A 15895-nucleotide genomic window follows, 5' to 3' on the forward strand; every position below is an offset into this window, starting at 1 on the left:
GTTCTCCTAGAAACGCGGCAGGTCGGGGAATCGAACCTGACCTCTGCTAATGTGTACACGGCCAAGCTCCGCACAGCGGTGCAACTGGGGAAATACCTTTCCGGGATTGAGCAACGAATCCGGATCAAAGGCGCATTTGACCCGCTGCTGCTGTTTGAGATCCTCTTCGCTGAACATCGTGCCCATCAAGTCACGCTTCTCGACGCCAACTCCGTGCTCGCCCGTCAGCACGCCGCCAACCTCGACGCAGAGCTTCAGAATCTCAGCGCCCATCTCCTCGCAGCGTTCGAGCTCTCCCGGCTTGTTGGCATCATAGAGAATAAGCGGATGGAGGTTGCCATCCCCGGCGTGGAAAACATTAGCCACGGCCAGGCCGTACTCCTTGCTGAGTTCACCCATGCGGTTCAATACGACCGGCAAGCGGTGCCGGGGAATGGTGCCATCCATACAATAATAGTCCGGCGAGATACGCCCCACGGCGGGAAAAGCATTCTTGCGCCCGGCCCAAAGCAGCAAGCGTTCCGCCTCACTCTCGGAGACCCGCATAGTGACCGATCCCGCGGCTTGGGCAATGGCGGACACCCGGCCGATCAACTCATCGACCTCGGTTTCAGGGCCGTCGAGTTCGATCAACACTAAAGCTTCGACATCCAGGGGGTAGCCAGCCTTGACGAAAGCTTCGACCGCATGAATAGCGGGCTTATCCATCATCTCCATGCCGCCGGGTATGATACCGTCGGCGATGACCCGACCGACGCAGTCACCGGCGGCATCGTTACTCTGGAACCCGAGCAGCACGGCGCGCGCCGTCTCCGGCTTCTTCAGGATTCGCACGGTCACTTCGGTGATGACGCAGAGCAGGCCCTCTGACCCGGTTAGCAAGCCCAAAAGATCATAACCGTCAGAATCCAGATGCTTGCCACCGAGGCGAAGCACGGTGCCATCGATCAACACCACTTCAAGGCCCAGCAGGTTGTTCGTCGTGACCCCGTACTTGAGGCAGTGAACACCGCCGGAGTTTTCCGCGACGTTGCCGCCAATCGTGCAGGCGATCTGGCTCGACGGGTCTGGCGCATAGTAGAAGCCCGCATGTTCGACCGCTTTGGTGATGCCGAGGTTAGTGACTCCCGGTTGCGCCCGCACCGCTCGATTGTCGGTATCGATCTCCAGTATCCGATTGAACTTACCCAGACCCAGGGTGATGGCGTCAGCCAACGGCAAAGCGCCGCCGGACAACCCCGTGCCGGCACCGCGCGGCACAATCTTGATGCCCTCCCGGTGGCAATAGGCCATCACTTTGCTGACCTGCTCCGTGGTCTCCGGCAACGCGACGATCAAGGGTAGTTGCCGATAAGCCGTTAAGCCGTCGCACTCGTAAGCGCGCAACTCTTCTTCCGCCGTGATGACGCACTCGCTCGGCAAAATTTTCTGCAAGGCAGAAATGATCTCCCGCCGACGGGCAATAACGGCCTGATCTGCCTCTGGCATCTGCATCGCGCGTCTCCTCGCTAGTCACAACCTGCGGACTCTTGATGGCCGACAAATTGGTATTACCACTTGATATAACTATGTGCGAAGGAAAGGCTTAGGTCAATCCTTGAGCCACCGGGAAACCGGCAAGAATCGGGCAAGTTGGGCCAGACAAACGAAAACCGCGCCGCCCGTTTAGGGGCAGCGCGGTTTTCAAAACTCTCCCACACATCCGGGGCGAACCCGGAGGCGCGGTAACTCTCGCCTCAGCCCTGGCGGGCTTTGAAGCGCGGGTGCTTCTTGTTGATCACGTAGATGCGTCCACGGCGCCGAACGGTACGGCAGCCCTTTTCCCGCAGCTTCGCGGTCCGGAGCGAGTTACGAATCTTCATCGTCCGATCCTCAATCAAATATGCAAGGCCCCACTGTCGGGGACCTACGCTTGAATCCAAGGCCTCTGTAGCGAGCCGGGAAAATAGGCGTGCGGCCCGGCCTTGTCAACCGGCCCGCACGCACTTGGCTCGCTTTTAGTTCTTTTCCTTGTCCACCAGCTTGTTGGCCGCAATCCAAGGCATCATCGCACGCAGCTTGGCACCCACCTGCTCTACCGAATGCTCGGCATTGCGACGGCGAATCGCCTTGAAGGAAGGCTGACCGGCTTTGCATTCCTGCACCCAGTCACGGGTGAAGCGGCCTTCCTGAATATCATTCAGAACGCGCTTCATTTCAGCCTTGGTCTCGTCAGTGATGATGCGAGGCCCGGTCTTGTAGTCACCGTACTCGGCCGTATTGGAGATCGAATAACGCATGTTGGCGAGGCCGCCCTCATACATCAGGTCGACGATCAGCTTCACTTCGTGGAGACACTCGAAATAAGCCATCTCGGGCGCGTAACCGGCGTCCACAAGCGTCTCATAACCAGCCGTGATCAGCGCCGAAAGGCCACCGCAGAGCACAACCTGCTCGCCGAACAGGTCGGTTTCGCATTCTTCGCGGAAGCTCGTTTCGATGATGCCTGCGCGGCCACCGCCGATAGCAGAGGCGTAGGACAGACCCAGATCATGGGCATTGCCGCTGGAGTCCTGATCGACTGCGATCAGGCAAGGTACGCCGCCGCCGCGCAGATACTCGGAACGAACCGTGTGGCCGGGGCCCTTGGGTGCGATCATAAGCACATCAAGGTCGCTGCGCGCCTCAATCAGCTTGAAATGAATGTTGAGGCCGTGCGCGAAAAGCAGCGCGGCACCCTTCTTCATATTGGCTTCCAGGTCGTCGCGGTAGAGATCGGCCTGCATCTCATCCGGCGTCAGAATCATCATGACGTCGGCCCAGGCTGCAGCCTCAGCGGGCGGCATGACCTTGAAACCAGCGGCTTCAGCCTTCTTGGCAGTCGCCGAGCCGGCGCGCAAGGAAACCCGGACATCCTTAACGCCGCTATCGCGCAGGTTCATGGCATGAGCGTGCCCCTGGCTGCCGTAACCTACAACGGCGACCTTCTTGTCTTTGATCAAATTCACATCGGCGTCGCGGTCGTAGAAAACGCGCATGACCCTTTCCTTTCCCTCCCGGAATATGAACGTGAGGCCCGATGCCTTCACGAAAAGCGCTGTTGTTCTAAGGAATGCGGGCCCCTAAGGCAACAGAAGTTATGCGATAGCTGCCATTCGCGAAAGAAAGGTGCCTTGCCAGCGGCTTTAAGATTGTATTCAAGTCCCTCACGAATTAGCAAAACACCAAGGAGAAATCTGTCCCATGCTGCCCGCTTTTCTCACGATTTTTCTAACGGTATTCCTGGCCGAACTTGGCGACAAGACCCAGCTTGCGACCCTCCTGTTTGCAACAGAAGAAAACCGATCGCCCTGGTTGGTGTTCGCCGCCGCCGCCCTGGCGCTGGTCGCATCCACCGGATTGGCGGTCCTTCTCGGTAGCATGGCGGAGCGGCATTTAAGCGCACTACCCCTCAAGCTGATCGCTGGTGTCGGCTTCATGGTGATCGGCGCCTGGACGCTCTGGGGGCATTTCCAAAGTGCCTGAACCAGATATCGACAGCAAGACCTGGAACTAGCTCTGCGGCCCTTGCCTGCCGTGCAGGATTTCAGGGCCCCGCGCCATGGCGACCACACCGGTCCGGGCGATCTCAATGCTACCCAACGAGGTCATCAGGTCGATAAAGCGGTCGATCTTATCGCTCCTGTGATGCACCTGAAAGACGAAGTGATCCAAACCAGCGTCCACGACCTCGGCTTTGAAAATATCCGCGATCCGCAGGCATTCGACACGCTTTTCGCCTGTAGAGCGAACCTTGACCAGCGCCAATTCCCGCTCAATGTAGGGGCCTTCCTTGGTAAGGTCGCGAACCTCGTGGACCGGAACCAACCGATCAAGCTGCGCTTTGATTTGCGCCAACACCATGGGCGTTCCCGACGTGACGACGTTGATGCGTGACAAGCCCTTGTCACGATCGACGACGGTCACCGTCAGACTTTCAATATTATAGCCGCGACCTGAGAACAGGCCGATCACCCGCGCAAGAACGCCTGGCTCGTTATCCACCAGGACAGCCATTATGCGATATTCAATCGTCGTTTCCTTCGGCGCCATCGCCTGTAGGTTCCTTCTTGTACTCGCTTATTACGCCGTTCCGAAAATCTGTAGGCCCGAACGAGGCTTAGACCAGAACCATACCTTCCTCGGAAATAGGCTTGCTCGCCTTATCGTCCGGCCCCAGCAGCATCTCGTAATGCGCGGCGCCGGAGGGGATCATCGGGAAGCAGTTCTCGTCGCGCGCCACCAAGCAATCGAAAATGACCGGCTTATCACAGGCGAGCATTTCCAAGATTTTACCGTCCAGTTCCTCCGGTTTCTCGCAACGGATGCCGACGGCTCCAAAGGCTTCAGCCAACTTCACGAAATCGGGCAGCGATTCCATATAGCTTTCCGAATAGCGCTCGCCGTGCAGCAATTCCTGCCACTGGCGCACCATGCCCATGTACTGGTTGTTGACGACAAAGACCTTCACGGGCAGACCGTACTGCATGACGGTGGACAGCTCCTGAATATTCATCAGGAACGACGCCTCGCCAGCCACATCGATCACCAGGGATTCCGGATGGGCCACCTGCACGCCAATGGCGGCGGGGAAGCCGTAACCCATCGTACCCAAACCGCCGGATGTCATCCAACGGTTCGGCTCGTCGAAACGGAAGAACTGCGCCGCCCACATCTGGTGTTGTCCGACCTCGGTGGTGATGTAGACGTCACGGTCTTTCGTCAGCTCATGCAGACGCTGGATGGCGTACTGCGGCTTGATAATCGGCCCCTTCTGCTCATAGCGCAGGCAGTCCCGGGCGCGCCACTCCGCAATCTGTTTCCACCAAACCTTAGACGCCTTCGCATCGAGTTTGTGATTGCCGGCATTCCAAGCGGTCAGCATTGCTTCCAGGGTGCGGCCCACATCACCCACCACCGGAATATCCACCATCACGTTCTTGTTGATGGAGCTTGGATCGATATCAATGTGAATCTTGATGGAGTTGGGCGAGAACTCGTCCAGTCGTCCCGTCACCCGGTCATCGAAACGCGCACCGACGGCGATCATGACGTCACAGGAATGCATTGCCAGATTGGCTTCATATGTGCCGTGCATGCCCAGCATGCCCAGGAACTGCTCGTCGTTGCCCGGGAAAGAACCAAGGCCCATTAAGGTATTGGTAATCGGCATGCCGGTCATCTTGACGAAGCGAGCCAGCAGTTCACAGGCGCGCGGCCCGGAATTAATGACGCCGCCGCCTGCATAGACGATCGGGCGTTTTGCCTTTGAAATGGCCTCAATGGCCGCTGCCACTCGTGCGGCATCGGGTTCCATCTGCGGGCGATAACTACGGCGCTCAACATTCTCCGGGCCGATGTAATTGCCGAGAGTCTGAAGGATATCTTTCGGCAGATCGACGACCACCGGGCCGGGACGACCGGCTTGTGCCACATAAAAGGCCTCGTGCAGAACGCGCGGCAGATCCTCGATCGTTTTCACCAAGTAATTGTGTTTGGTGCAGGGGCGCGTGATGCCGGTGGTATCGGCCTCCTGGAACGCGTCATTGCCAATCAGGTGCGTCGGCACCTGCCCCGTCAAACAAACCAGCGGCACGGAATCCATCAATGCATCGGTCAAGCCGGTCACTGCATTGGTTGCACCGGGGCCTGAGGTCACCAAGACAACACCGACTTTGTCGCTCGAGCGTGCATACCCTTCGGCCGCATGGACGCAGCCTTGCTCGTGACGGCAGAGGATATGGCGCACGGCATTTTGCTTGAAGAACTCGTCATAGATCGGCAGGACAGCGCCGCCAGGGTAGCCAAATACGTGCTCAACGCCTTGATCCGCCAAGGCTTTCAGCACCATTGCTGCTCCCGTCATTCGTTCCTGCGCCATCGTTCCGTTCCCTATGTGACAAAGTGAACCCGGCCACGTGGCCGGGCGCTAACCTCAAGCAAAGATTGAGTCATCGACCCCGATCCTGCGGGGAGCCGCCAAACTAGTCCCAAGATGTTTATTCGGTCAATAGGGACTCGCGAATTTTCGTAAAGATTTTTTGCGTGTGGCTTTCTGAATATTGCTCAGTTAGCAAAAGGCGCCCCTCACCCTCCAGGCCCACCTGGGTCCGCAACCAGGTCGCCTGACGCTTTGCGTAGCGCCTTGTTGCCGCCTGTGCTTGCGTCGTCGCATCACTTAGCGACAATGCCCCGCCCAGGTACGCACCGAGTTCGCGGACCCCGATGGCTTTCATGACCGGCAGATTGGCCGGCAAGTTCCGCGCCAATAGTGCATCGACCTCTTCAAGTGCGCCGTGGGCGAGCATCATCTCAAAGCGCTCATCGCAGCGCGTCCGAAGGGCTTCGCGCGGCGGCATGAGCACCACGATCATGAATCGGTAGGGTGCCGGATCGCCAGATGGCAGAGCTTGCCACGCTGCCAGGGAGCGCCCTGTAGCCTCCAGCACGGACCAGGCACGCAGCATACGTTGCGGGTCGCTAGCACGAAGGCGCGCGCCCATTTCCGGATCCCTCTCAGTCAGGGCTGCGTGAAAGGCCGCGTTGCCGAGCCGCGTCAGTTCCTCGGCCGCCGCCTCCCGAACCGCGATAGGCACCGTCGGAACAGGGGCGAGCCCTTCCACTAGAGCCTTGATGTAAAGGCCGCTGCCGCCGCAGAGGATCGGCAGGCGGCCCTGCGCCCTGGCCTCCGCCATCTGCTCAAGCGCCAAACCGCGCCACAGGCCCGCCGAAGCGGCTTGTCGCGCTTCCAGCACACCATAAAGCCGATGCGGCGCGCGCGATTCATCGGCGGCATCCGGTCGCGCTGATAGCACGCGCAGGTCACGGTAAAGCTGCAAGGCATCCGCGTTGATGACCGTCCCGTCGAGGGCTTCCGCCAGATCAAGCGCGAGCGCCGACTTACCGCTTGCGGTCGGGCCGGCCACAATGACCGCGGGCGGGCGGCGATCCTGCGTTGGCTTTTTCGGCTGCTTAGCCGTCATCTCTCACTTGCTCCAGAACCCGGCAGCGGCTATCTAGCGCGGCCATGGACAATGTACTGACCCTTCTTGGAACGCCACTGGCCGAATGGCAAGTCTCCGCCGTGGCCGAGGCGCTTGAAATCAACGACGATCAAATCGTCTGGCTGGCCGAAGGGCAAGCGGCCGATCTGTTCTTCGAGCACATCGAGCCCGAAGAGGCGGAGGCCGACGCCCGAAGAATACTGGAGGATTCCGAGGTTGATATGGCTGCCCAACCGGTGCCGGGACGCCGGAAGCGGCTGCTGGTTGCCGATATGGAATCGACCATCATCGAAGAGGAAATGCTCGACGAACTCGCGGAGATGGCGGGGCTTGGCGATGCCATCGCCGAAATCACGGCGCGGTCCATGAGCGGAGAGTTGGATTTCGAGCAATCATTGAAGCAGCGTGTTGCGCTGCTGGAAGGTTTGCCGCTATCGCTGTTGGAAGAGGCGGCAGAGCTGATGACGGTTAATCCGGGTGGCCGTCGACTCGTGCAAACCATGCGTCAGCACGGTGCTTACACAATGTTGGTCTCCGGCGGGTTCAAAGTATTCACCGATCGAGTCCACGAGGCTTTGGGTTTTCACGAATCGCGCGCCAACGATTTGCTGCACAGCGGCGCGCTTCTGACCGGCAGCGTGCGCGACCCCGTTTTGGATCGCAACGCGAAGTTAACCGCAATGCGTGAAGCCTGTAGCGAACATCATCTGCAACTTTCCGAGGCGGTTGCGGTCGGTGACGGCGCGAACGATCTGGCGATGGTAACCTCAGCGGGCATGGGCGTTGCCTACCGCGGCAAGGCGATTTTGCGCGAAGCCGCAAGATTCAAACTCGACCATTTCGATTTGACCGGGCTTCTCTATTATCAAGGCTACAAGGCGTCGGATATTCGGGATTAACAGAGGCCCCGATCAGAAAACGTCAAGCTGGCTGCCTGGCTCGGGCGTTTGGGTGAAGCGCCCGGCAAATGCCAGCAGTGTCTCGTCGCCTCCCTGTTGTGCCATCAGCGAGAGCCCCATCGGCAAACCGCCAACTTGCGCCACCGGCAGGCTGATCTGCGGTGTACGGGCCAAGGGAGACGCGCAAGAGATGCGCAAGGTGTTCAATCGCCATTCGCCCAGTGAGTCTATCGGTTGATTCAAGCGCGGAGCCGGACCCAGGGCGCTGGGTAGGCAAAGCAACGCACCCTCGTGAAGCAACTCGCTCAACCATTCGGTATAAACGACACGTTGCTTTTCAGCCGCCTGGACTTGCACATCGGTTACCGCGGCGGCTTGGCGGAAACGTTCGGCGACGTCGGGGCTGATATCCTCCCAGTGCCGGGTGACCCAACCTCCCTGCGCCGTCCAGGCCTCGCGCGCCTGAACAAGGCGGAAGACCTCCCGAAGGTTCTCCAGGTTGCCCATTGGTCCCGCGAGATTTATCGCCGTCACACTCCCGAAGCGATCCTTCAGGCGTTTTACCTGCGGGTCGAGCGCGGTCCGTACCGCCGGGTCCAACAAGGCAAAGGCATCTTCGGCCAACAGCAGGCGGCGTGGTTCAAAGGACGCGACTGCCTCGCGAATCAAGAGCAAAGCGGCGACACGCGCCAGCAGGGCGGCATCACGGGCGAACCAGCCTACCGTATCGAAACTGGGAGCCAGCGGTACAACGCCTACTAGAGGCACGCGGCCATGCGTCGGGCGCAGACCAAAAAGACCGCAATAGCTGGCCGGCACTCTGACTGAGCCGCCTGTATCGCTGCCCAAGGCAAAATCGCAGAGGCCACCGGCGACAGCCGCTGCCGATCCGCTGGAGGAACCGCCAGTCACTCGGCCCGGCGCTTCCGAATTAGTAGGCGCACCGTAATGGCCATTGATCCCATTCATGCCATAAGCGAATTCATCGGTGATGGTTTTGCCGATTAATCGCGCGCCGGCCGACAGGAGACGTGCAACAGACGCGGCGTGTGCGGATGCCTCCGGATGATCACGACGAAAAGCCGGATTTCCTGCACTGGTCGCCTGCCCGGCGACGTCAAACAGGTCCTTGACGGCAAAAGTCAAACCGGCAAGCGGCCCGACTTCGGTTTCCTGCAGACTGAACAAGCCGTCCGGCATAAAGGCGCCCAGGGGATCTTGCATCACAACTCTTTCTTCAATCCTAAACACGGCCGCACCAGCAGTGTCTAGCGGGCCACACGAGCCAGAATCCTTTGCACGACGGAATCCGGCAATGCAGGGACGAAGTTGCTGTCTCGTCCAGTCATGTCCTCGTTGACGAAGATACTGTCGAGGATCGCCTCGTCGCTAGCCTCGACTACTGCTTCAAACAACGGGTCAAGGCTGTCGTTTGCCAAATAGGTTGCCGTCGCAAAGCCGTCTCTAACCGCGGCCGCTTGGGCATTGGCGGTCGAAAACGCCAGGAAAATATCACCAGAACCGTTGTGCGAAATACTGCCCGAGCGCGCCATACCAAGCCCGACGCGCTGAGCCAGACGGCGCAACTGATGGGGTAACAAAGGCGCGTCCGTCGCGACGACGCCGATGATAGAACCCGCGGGCTTTCCTCGGAGCTCGTCGCTGCAATCCAGTTCCAAACCGATCGGCACCCCACAAACCACAAGCTCACGACGACGACCGAAGTTCGCTTGCACGAAGACGCCCAGGTTGTAGTCGGCGCCACAAACCCGCACCCGGCGCGATGCACTGCCGCTACCGCCCTTATAGCCGTAACAAATCATGCCTGTGCCGCCCCCTAGGCTGCCCATCGGCAAGACGCCTGAGGAAGCTGCGTCCAGAGCCGCCATCGCATGCTCCGGGCGGACATGAAAACCGTTGATATCATTCAACTCGCCATCATAAGTCTCGCCCACTACCGGTAGACCCCAAGCGGTCAGGCGTTTGTGTCCCTGCTGCAATCCCCAGCGCAGCACCCCTTCGTGGACGGCACCCACGGAATGCGTATTGGTGATGGCGATCGGCCCTTCCAACAGCCCGCCTTCAGCAATCCAGTGGCAGCCGCTTAACTCACCGTTGCCGTTCAGCGAATGGTAGGCTGCGAAGACGGGCGTCCCAACAGCCTTCAGACCGCGCGGCAGGATGGCGGTGACGCCGCTGCGCACCGGCCCCTGTCCAATCACCAGCGGCCCGTCGCCCTGGATCAACGTGCTATAGCCGACCGCCACGCCGGGCACGTCGGTGATGGCGTTAAAGGAACCGGGAGTTCCGGGGAGCGGCAAACCCCACTCCCGCGCACGCTTCGTCATGATTCTACCTCGCTGAGGCTTCGTTCAACGGTCCACAAAGGCTCTTATCTCCCGACGGGAGACTAAATGGAAGCGGAGTGAAAGCAAGATGGCCGCAGTCATGAGTCCGGCGGACATACCCAGGAACAGGCCCTTCACACCCATTTCCTGATGCAAGCCCAGGAACCAAGCCAGCGGCACCGCCACGATCCAGAAGGACGTGAAATGGAACAACGTCGGAAAGAGCACATCTCCCGCCCCCCGCAAGGCCCCCAACATCACGGCCTGTGCGCCATCGATCAGGATGTAGAGAGCGATGATACTCAAGGCTGAAGCAGCGACCGCCATAACGGCGGCATCATCCGTGTAGAGTCCCGCGACCCATTCGAGGTCGAGATTGAGCAAGATCGAGATCACTAACATACAGAACAGCACCAGCCCCATGCCTGTCCAGCCGGCCAGGGCTAAGCCGATGCGATCCCCTCTGCCGACCGCGTTTCCGACCCGCACGGAGGCGGCGACCATCAGGCCCAAGCCGACCATGAAGATCAGTGCATTCACGTTCATCGCCGCTTGATAACCGGCCAGGCTCGTCTCGCCCATGAGGCCCGCGAACATTGCAACGGTCGAAAAAGCCAGAGTCTCTGAGCCGATCGCCAAGCTATAGGGGACGCCAATCCTAAGGAGATCGGCAAAGCGCGCACCGCCAGGGTCGCCGCGCCCCGGTCGAAGAGCATACTTACCGACCTCGGGAAGATTGAAGGCGAACAGCAATAAGGCCGCCGCCATTGCCCAACGGGTAATCGAGGTTCCCAGCGCGGCGCCAGCCGCTCCCATCGCCGGCGCGCCGAGATTGCCCTCGATCAGGAGCCAGTTGAGGCCAAAATTGAGGAAATTGGCTAGAAAAGTGACCAAGGTCACGAAGCGCTCTCGACCGATGGTCTCTAACATGAAGCTTGTGGTTATGAAGATAAGCAACCCCGGCATGCCGTAACCAAACATCTCCAACACGCGCGCACCGCCGGCAGACAAATGCGCGGACTGTCCGATTGCCGTGAAGAAGCTTTGGCCGAACAGAGTCATGATTCCGGTGATCAATCCCAGAATCGTCGCCAAGATCAGACCCGTGCGCCAAATCGGCCCGCAGCGCGCAAAACGCCCTGCGCCGTCCGCTTGGGCTATCAGCACAGGGACCCCGCTTAGCAATCCCAGGCTGATAACGAAGAGCGGCATGTGCGGAGCGAAAGCCAGGCCGTAAAATGCCAACTCCTCCGAACCGGTCTGGCCGACCATGACCGTATCGACGGTGATGAAGGCCACCGTTCCCGCACGCGATAAAGTCACTGGAATCGAAAGCGTCAGGGTTCGTCGGACATTGTATCCGATCTGGTGAAACTGATTATCCGGCTCGCGTCCACTGAACATGGCGAAGACGCTAATGCAAGCAAACGCCGGGGGAAAGGATTGGTGGCCTCAACTCAGCTCTTTGTAATTGTGGGTTGTGCGCAGGCGCCGGTAAGGGTAAATAAGACAGGATCGTGCGGGACATACCCGCACTCTCGAAGAGCGAGCGAATGATGCAAACGACGCGTCACCACGACAGCACGACGATCTCGGCCCAGGCGGCCGCGCGTACTGCTGCCCGCTCGACCCTCCTTTCAGCTTGCGACCTCGGCCTCGGCCTAGAGGCCCTGCTCCTTATTCGCCCCTGATCGCCCGAGCGGCCCGTTAGCGGCTGCAAGTGGTCAGGGGATTGAAACGGCGAGCAACGTAGGGTCTTACCGACCGCTTATCACGAGGAACGAGATCATGAGTACCAAGACAGACAAATCCAATCGCGTCATCATTTTCGACACCACCTTGCGCGACGGCGAGCAGGCACCGGGCTGTTCGATGAACCTGGAAGAAAAAATTCAGGTCGCCCAGGTGCTCGACGAAATGGGTGTGGACGTAATCGAAGCTGGCTTCCCCATCGCCTCCAACGGCGATTTCCAGTCGGTTCAGGAAGTCTCGAAGCGGGTCAAGAATGCTCAAGTGGCCGGTTTGGCCCGCGCCACGCGCAAGGATATAGACCGTGCGTGGGAAGCTTTGCAGCCTGCTGTTAACCCACGCATTCACAGCTTTCTGTCCACGTCGCCTCTGCACATGAAGTACAAGCTGCAAATGGAGCCGGAAGCCGTACATCAAGCGGTGGCCGACAGCATTTCCTACGCCCGCAACCTCTGCGACAACGTCGAGTGGTCACCCGAAGACGGCACCCGAACCGAGCATGATTTCCTGTGTCGATGTGTCGAGACCGCCATCAAGGCCGGCGCCAGCACGATCAACATTCCAGACACGGTCGGATACACGGTGCCTGAGGAATTCCATGCCCTGATCGAGATGCTGATGAATCGGGTACCCAACATCGACAAGGCGATCATATCGGTACACTGCCACAACGATCTGGGCCTGGCGGTCGCCAACTCCCTGGCAGCCTTGAAAGCTGGTGCCCGGCAGATCGAATGCACGATCAACGGTATTGGCGAACGGGCCGGTAACTGCGCCATGGAAGAAGTTGTCATGGCCTTGCGCACCCGTAGCGATGCGATGCCCTACGAGAGCGGCGTCGACACAACCCAGATTATGCGTGCGTCCCGCCTGGTATCGACGGTCACTGGCTTTTCCGTCCAGCCCAACAAGGCCATCGTCGGCGCCAATGCCTTCGCCCATGAAAGCGGCATCCATCAGGACGGCATGCTCAAGAACGCCCAAACATACGAGATCATGACTCCGGAGTCGGTCGGGTTGACCCGCTCGAACTTGGTGATGGGCAAGCATTCGGGACGCCATGCCTTCAAGGCGAAGCTAGAGGAGTTGGGTTTCGAGTTGGCGGAGAACGAGTTCCAGGATGCTTTCGTCCGCTTCAAGGATTTGGCGGACCACAAGAAAGACATCTACGACGAGGATATCGTTGCCTTGGTCGATGATGCGGTGGTGCGCACCAACGATCACATCCGGTTTGTCTCCCTTCAGGTCGTCTGCGGTTCGACCGGTCCGCAAACCGCCGAGTTGGCTTTGACCGTAGAAGGTGAGAGCAAGGTCAACAAGGCGGAAGGAAACGGCCCCGTCGACGCGACTTTCGCTGCAATTCGCAGCATTGTCCCGCATGAGGCCAAGTTGCAACTCTATCAAGTGCATGCCGTGACCGGCGGCACCGACGCGCAAGCTCAGGTTACGGTTCGGTTGGAAGAAGACGGCAAAACCGTCATCGGCCAAGGGGCCGACCATGACACGCTGGTCGCCTCTGCGCGTGCCTATGTCAATGCATTGAACAAGCTGTTGGTTAAGCGCGAAAAGGGACTGCCGGAAGCCATGACAGCGTGAAATAGTCGCTGTGGAGGATTTCGTTACGATTGGTAAAAGACAAAAAAACGAAAGACTGCCTTGAAATCGTCACGGCGGAGCGTTAAGCGTCAACGCACCGCCGTGACGCAACCTTTCATAGGGTATTTAGTCTAAATGCTTTCTCGAATCCTTGGCATGCTGTCGGCCGACATGGCCATAGACCTTGGTACGGCTAACACCCTCGTTTACGTGAAGGGTCGCGGGATCGTACTCAATGAACCCTCAGTCGTAGCAATCGCTGAGGTCAAAGGTAAGAAACACGTGCTTGCCGTCGGCGACGAAGCCAAGCTGATGCTGGGTCGTACGCCCGGCAACATTCAGGCCATTCGTCCCTTGCGCGACGGCGTCATCGCCGACTTCGAAGTCGCCGAAGAAATGATCAAGCATTTCATTCGCAAGGTGCACAATCGCCGCAGTTTCGCCAGCCCGCAGATTATCGTGTGCGTGCCGTCCGGCTCCACTGCCGTGGAACGGCGGGCCATTCAGGAATCGGCCGAGGCGGCAGGCGCGCGCCGGGTCTTCTTGATCGAGGAGCCTATGGCGGCGGCCATCGGCGCGGGACTTCCCGTGACGGAGCCTACCGGTTCCATGGTCGTAGACATCGGCGGTGGCACCACCGAAGTCGCCGTCCTGTCGCTGGGCGGCATCGTCTACGCCCGTTCGGTGCGTGTCGGTGGTGACAAGATGGACGAGGCCATCATTGCCTATATCCGTCGCAACAATAATTTGCTGGTCGGCGAAAGCTCAGCCGAGCGGATCAAGAAGGTTATCGGCTCCGCCTGCCCGCCCGAGGATGGCGAAGGCCAGACGATGGAGATCAAGGGACGCGATTTGATGAATGGTGTTCCCAAGGAACTCATCATTTCCGAACGCCAAATCGCCGAGAGTCTCGCTGAGCCGATCAGCGCGATCATCGAGGCCGTTAAAGTGGCACTTGAACACACCGCCCCGGAACTGGCGGCCGATATCGTCGACAAGGGCATTGTGCTGACCGGCGGCGGCGCAATGCTTCATAATCTCGATTTCGTACTCCGCGCCTCGACCGGTCTACCGGTCTCTATCGCCGATGATCCGCTCTCTTGCGTGGCGCTGGGCACGGGACGTTGTTTGGAAGAGATGAAGACTCTGAAGAACGTTCTTATCCAAATGTACTAAGAAATCGCGATAATCTTTTGCCTTTGTTAAGGCATTTGGTTTATAAAATACTATATAGGCTGCTTTTATGACACTGATACTACCAGATGATGGTGGTGTAGTGGGAAGATTGCAGGGTTAAGCGCCTAACCGAGGGGATGTCCGTGAAACGGCGAGAAAGCCCTATTTCCAAAGCTAGTTCTCCCTTCAAGGGTTGGACGAACCGCTTCGCCTTCGGCGCATTCATCGCATTATCTTTTTCACTGATGCTACTCGGCAAAGCCGACACAGTTGCGGTCGAGCGCTTGCGAAGCACTGTTGCCGATCTGTCGGCACCCGTTCTCAGCTTGATCGCCGAACCTATCTCCACGGTGCGCGACACGATCTCCCAGATTGATTCCTATCGCAGCTTACAGCAGGAAAATGCGCGCCTCATCGCGCAGAACCGGCAACTCATGGAATGGCAGGGTGTCGCGCGGCATCTGACGAGCGAGAACGAAAAGCTCCGCACGTTGTTGAATGTCGCGCCGCGGCCGTTCATGAACAGCATGACCGCCCGAATCATCGCCGACAACCGCGGCGCCTTCGCACGCACCTTGCTGGTAGATGCCGGATATCAGCAGGGTGTGGAGAAGAACCAAGCAGCAGTCACCGAGGCCGGTCTCGTCGGACGGGTCGTGGAAGTCGGACGTCGCTCCGCGCGCCTATTGCTGATCACGGACATCAACAGCCGCATTCCGGTAATGCGCCAGAGCGGCGGCGACCGAGCCGTGCTTTCGGGCACCAACGGCGACCGCCTGAAGTTGCTTTATCTCGATCCCAGCAAACCTCTGCTTATCGGCGAGAGGATCGTGACCTCGGGCAACGGCGGGATTTTTCCACCGGGCATCCCCATCGGTCGGGTCGCAAAGATCGAAGGCGAGCAGATCGCCGTCGAGCCTTTCGTTGATTGGGGACACCTCGAGTACCTCAAGCTGATCAGCTACCGCCCGGACGACAGCCTGCTACCGCTTGGTTTTGCGGCCAGCATGCAGGCCATCGTCAATGGGCCTGACGACGGCACCCGGGGGTTTGAAAAAGCTTCAGCGGGCGGGGCCGTACTCTCGCACCCGTGATCCCCGCGGGG

14 protein-coding genes are annotated in these 15895 nt (G+C 59.2%); 5 read left to right on the top strand and 9 right to left on the bottom strand.

All coding sequences use genetic code 11. The features are described from left to right. Positions 1 to 6: 6 nt before the first annotated feature. The 3 genes from ABIE63_RS01905 to ilvC all read right to left on the bottom strand — a co-directional run bounded on the left by ABIE63_RS01905 (position 7) and on the right by ilvC (position 3017). The gene (locus ABIE63_RS01905) at positions 7 to 1494 is read right to left on the bottom strand and encodes an FAD-linked oxidase C-terminal domain-containing protein (RefSeq protein ID WP_354502350.1); all 1488 of its coding nucleotides are present in this window, start codon (positions 1492 to 1494) and stop codon (positions 7 to 9) included. 242 nt (positions 1495 to 1736) lie between these two features. Next, on the bottom strand, positions 1737 to 1862 hold the full coding sequence (gene ykgO / locus ABIE63_RS01910) for a type B 50S ribosomal protein L36 (protein WP_183415528.1): 126 nt from the start codon (positions 1860 to 1862) through the stop codon (positions 1737 to 1739). A 135-nt stretch (positions 1863 to 1997) separates the two neighbouring features. Further along, positions 1998 to 3017 (bottom strand): ketol-acid reductoisomerase, encoded by a 1020-nt coding sequence (gene ilvC, locus ABIE63_RS01915; protein WP_183415529.1) that lies wholly within the window; start codon positions 3015 to 3017, stop codon positions 1998 to 2000. A 205-nt stretch (positions 3018 to 3222) separates the two neighbouring features. Between ilvC and ABIE63_RS01920 the strand changes: the two genes are divergently transcribed. Then, complete coding sequence (locus tag ABIE63_RS01920) at positions 3223 to 3504, top strand: TMEM165/GDT1 family protein (protein ID WP_183415530.1); 282 nt, start codon at positions 3223 to 3225, stop codon at positions 3502 to 3504. Positions 3505 to 3531: 27 nt separating this feature from the next. Here the strand turns inward: ABIE63_RS01920 and ilvN are convergent, their stop codons facing one another. From ilvN to miaA, 3 genes are all read right to left on the bottom strand, one after another. Then, complete coding sequence (gene ilvN / locus ABIE63_RS01925) at positions 3532 to 4071, bottom strand: acetolactate synthase small subunit (protein ID WP_183415531.1); 540 nt, start codon at positions 4069 to 4071, stop codon at positions 3532 to 3534. Positions 4072 to 4138: 67 nt separating this feature from the next. Continuing rightward, positions 4139 to 5899, bottom strand: coding sequence for an acetolactate synthase 3 large subunit (locus ABIE63_RS01930; RefSeq protein WP_183415532.1), 1761 nt, complete (start codon positions 5897 to 5899; stop codon positions 4139 to 4141). A 118-nt stretch (positions 5900 to 6017) separates the two neighbouring features. Continuing rightward, positions 6018 to 7001, bottom strand: coding sequence for a tRNA (adenosine(37)-N6)-dimethylallyltransferase MiaA (gene miaA / locus ABIE63_RS01935; protein ID WP_354502353.1), 984 nt, complete (start codon positions 6999 to 7001; stop codon positions 6018 to 6020). 44 nt (positions 7002 to 7045) lie between these two features. Here miaA and serB point away from each other — a divergent pair, with 44 nt between their 5' ends. Further along, positions 7046 to 7921, top strand: coding sequence for a phosphoserine phosphatase SerB (gene serB / locus ABIE63_RS01940; RefSeq protein ID WP_354502355.1), 876 nt, complete (start codon positions 7046 to 7048; stop codon positions 7919 to 7921). 12 nt (positions 7922 to 7933) lie between these two features. Here serB and ABIE63_RS01945 read toward each other — a convergent pair whose 3' ends face one another. From ABIE63_RS01945 to ABIE63_RS01955, 3 genes are read right to left on the bottom strand one after another with little or no spacing between them, the layout of a single operon-like run. Continuing rightward, positions 7934 to 9145, bottom strand: a complete 1212-nt coding sequence (locus tag ABIE63_RS01945) for an amidase (protein ID WP_354502357.1) — start codon at positions 9143 to 9145, stop codon at positions 7934 to 7936. A 44-nt stretch (positions 9146 to 9189) separates the two neighbouring features. Beyond that, entirely contained in the window at positions 9190 to 10269 is a 1080-nt protein-coding gene (locus ABIE63_RS01950; protein ID WP_354502359.1) for a P1 family peptidase, read from the bottom strand. Between the two features lie 24 nt (positions 10270 to 10293). Further along, a complete protein-coding gene (locus ABIE63_RS01955) occupies positions 10294 to 11673 on the bottom strand; it encodes an MATE family efflux transporter (protein WP_354502361.1) in 1380 nt (459 codons plus the stop codon). Between the two features lie 384 nt (positions 11674 to 12057). Between ABIE63_RS01955 and ABIE63_RS01960 the strand changes: the two genes are divergently transcribed. The 3 genes from ABIE63_RS01960 to mreC all read left to right on the top strand — a co-directional run bounded on the left by ABIE63_RS01960 (position 12058) and on the right by mreC (position 15884). Beyond that, positions 12058 to 13614 carry a 2-isopropylmalate synthase gene (locus tag ABIE63_RS01960; RefSeq protein WP_354502363.1) on the top strand — a complete coding sequence of 519 codons (1557 nt, stop codon included), beginning with the start codon at positions 12058 to 12060 and terminating at the stop codon, positions 13612 to 13614. A 135-nt stretch (positions 13615 to 13749) separates the two neighbouring features. Beyond that, positions 13750 to 14790 carry a rod shape-determining protein gene (locus ABIE63_RS01965; protein ID WP_183415540.1) on the top strand — a complete coding sequence of 347 codons (1041 nt, stop codon included), beginning with the start codon at positions 13750 to 13752 and terminating at the stop codon, positions 14788 to 14790. 143 nt (positions 14791 to 14933) lie between these two features. Then, positions 14934 to 15884: a rod shape-determining protein MreC gene (gene mreC, locus ABIE63_RS01970; RefSeq protein ID WP_354502365.1), complete on the top strand. Its 951-nt coding sequence runs from the start codon at positions 14934 to 14936 to the stop codon at positions 15882 to 15884. The last annotated feature ends 11 nt before the right edge of the window (positions 15885 to 15895 follow it).

This window comes from Limibacillus sp. MBR-115 (assembly GCF_040549425.1).
Lineage (GTDB): Bacteria > Pseudomonadota > Alphaproteobacteria > Kiloniellales > CECT-8803 > Limibacillus > Limibacillus halophilus.

What these genes read in the sequence shown, in the direction of transcription:
- ABIE63_RS01950 (WP_354502359.1), bottom strand. Translation starts at nt 10,269, where the DNA reads ATGACGAAGCGTGCGCGGGAGTGGGGTTTGCCGCTCCCCGGAACTCCC.
- ABIE63_RS01930 (WP_183415532.1), bottom strand. Translation starts at nt 5,899, where the DNA reads ATGGCGCAGGAACGAATGACGGGAGCAGCAATGGTGCTGAAAGCCTTG.
- ABIE63_RS01920 (WP_183415530.1), top strand. Translation starts at nt 3,223, where the DNA reads ATGCTGCCCGCTTTTCTCACGATTTTTCTAACGGTATTCCTGGCCGAA.
- ABIE63_RS01960 (WP_354502363.1), top strand. Translation starts at nt 12,058, where the DNA reads ATGAGTACCAAGACAGACAAATCCAATCGCGTCATCATTTTCGACACC.
- ilvN (WP_183415531.1), bottom strand. Translation starts at nt 4,071, where the DNA reads ATGGCGCCGAAGGAAACGACGATTGAATATCGCATAATGGCTGTCCTG.
- ykgO (WP_183415528.1), bottom strand. Translation starts at nt 1,862, where the DNA reads ATGAAGATTCGTAACTCGCTCCGGACCGCGAAGCTGCGGGAAAAGGGC.
- miaA (WP_354502353.1), bottom strand. Translation starts at nt 7,001, where the DNA reads ATGACGGCTAAGCAGCCGAAAAAGCCAACGCAGGATCGCCGCCCGCCC.
- ABIE63_RS01955 (WP_354502361.1), bottom strand. Translation starts at nt 11,673, where the DNA reads ATGTTCAGTGGACGCGAGCCGGATAATCAGTTTCACCAGATCGGATAC.
- serB (WP_354502355.1), top strand. Translation starts at nt 7,046, where the DNA reads ATGGACAATGTACTGACCCTTCTTGGAACGCCACTGGCCGAATGGCAA.
- ABIE63_RS01965 (WP_183415540.1), top strand. Translation starts at nt 13,750, where the DNA reads ATGCTTTCTCGAATCCTTGGCATGCTGTCGGCCGACATGGCCATAGAC.
- ABIE63_RS01945 (WP_354502357.1), bottom strand. Translation starts at nt 9,145, where the DNA reads ATGCAAGATCCCCTGGGCGCCTTTATGCCGGACGGCTTGTTCAGTCTG.
- ABIE63_RS01905 (WP_354502350.1), bottom strand. Translation starts at nt 1,494, where the DNA reads ATGCAGATGCCAGAGGCAGATCAGGCCGTTATTGCCCGTCGGCGGGAG.
- ilvC (WP_183415529.1), bottom strand. Translation starts at nt 3,017, where the DNA reads ATGCGCGTTTTCTACGACCGCGACGCCGATGTGAATTTGATCAAAGAC.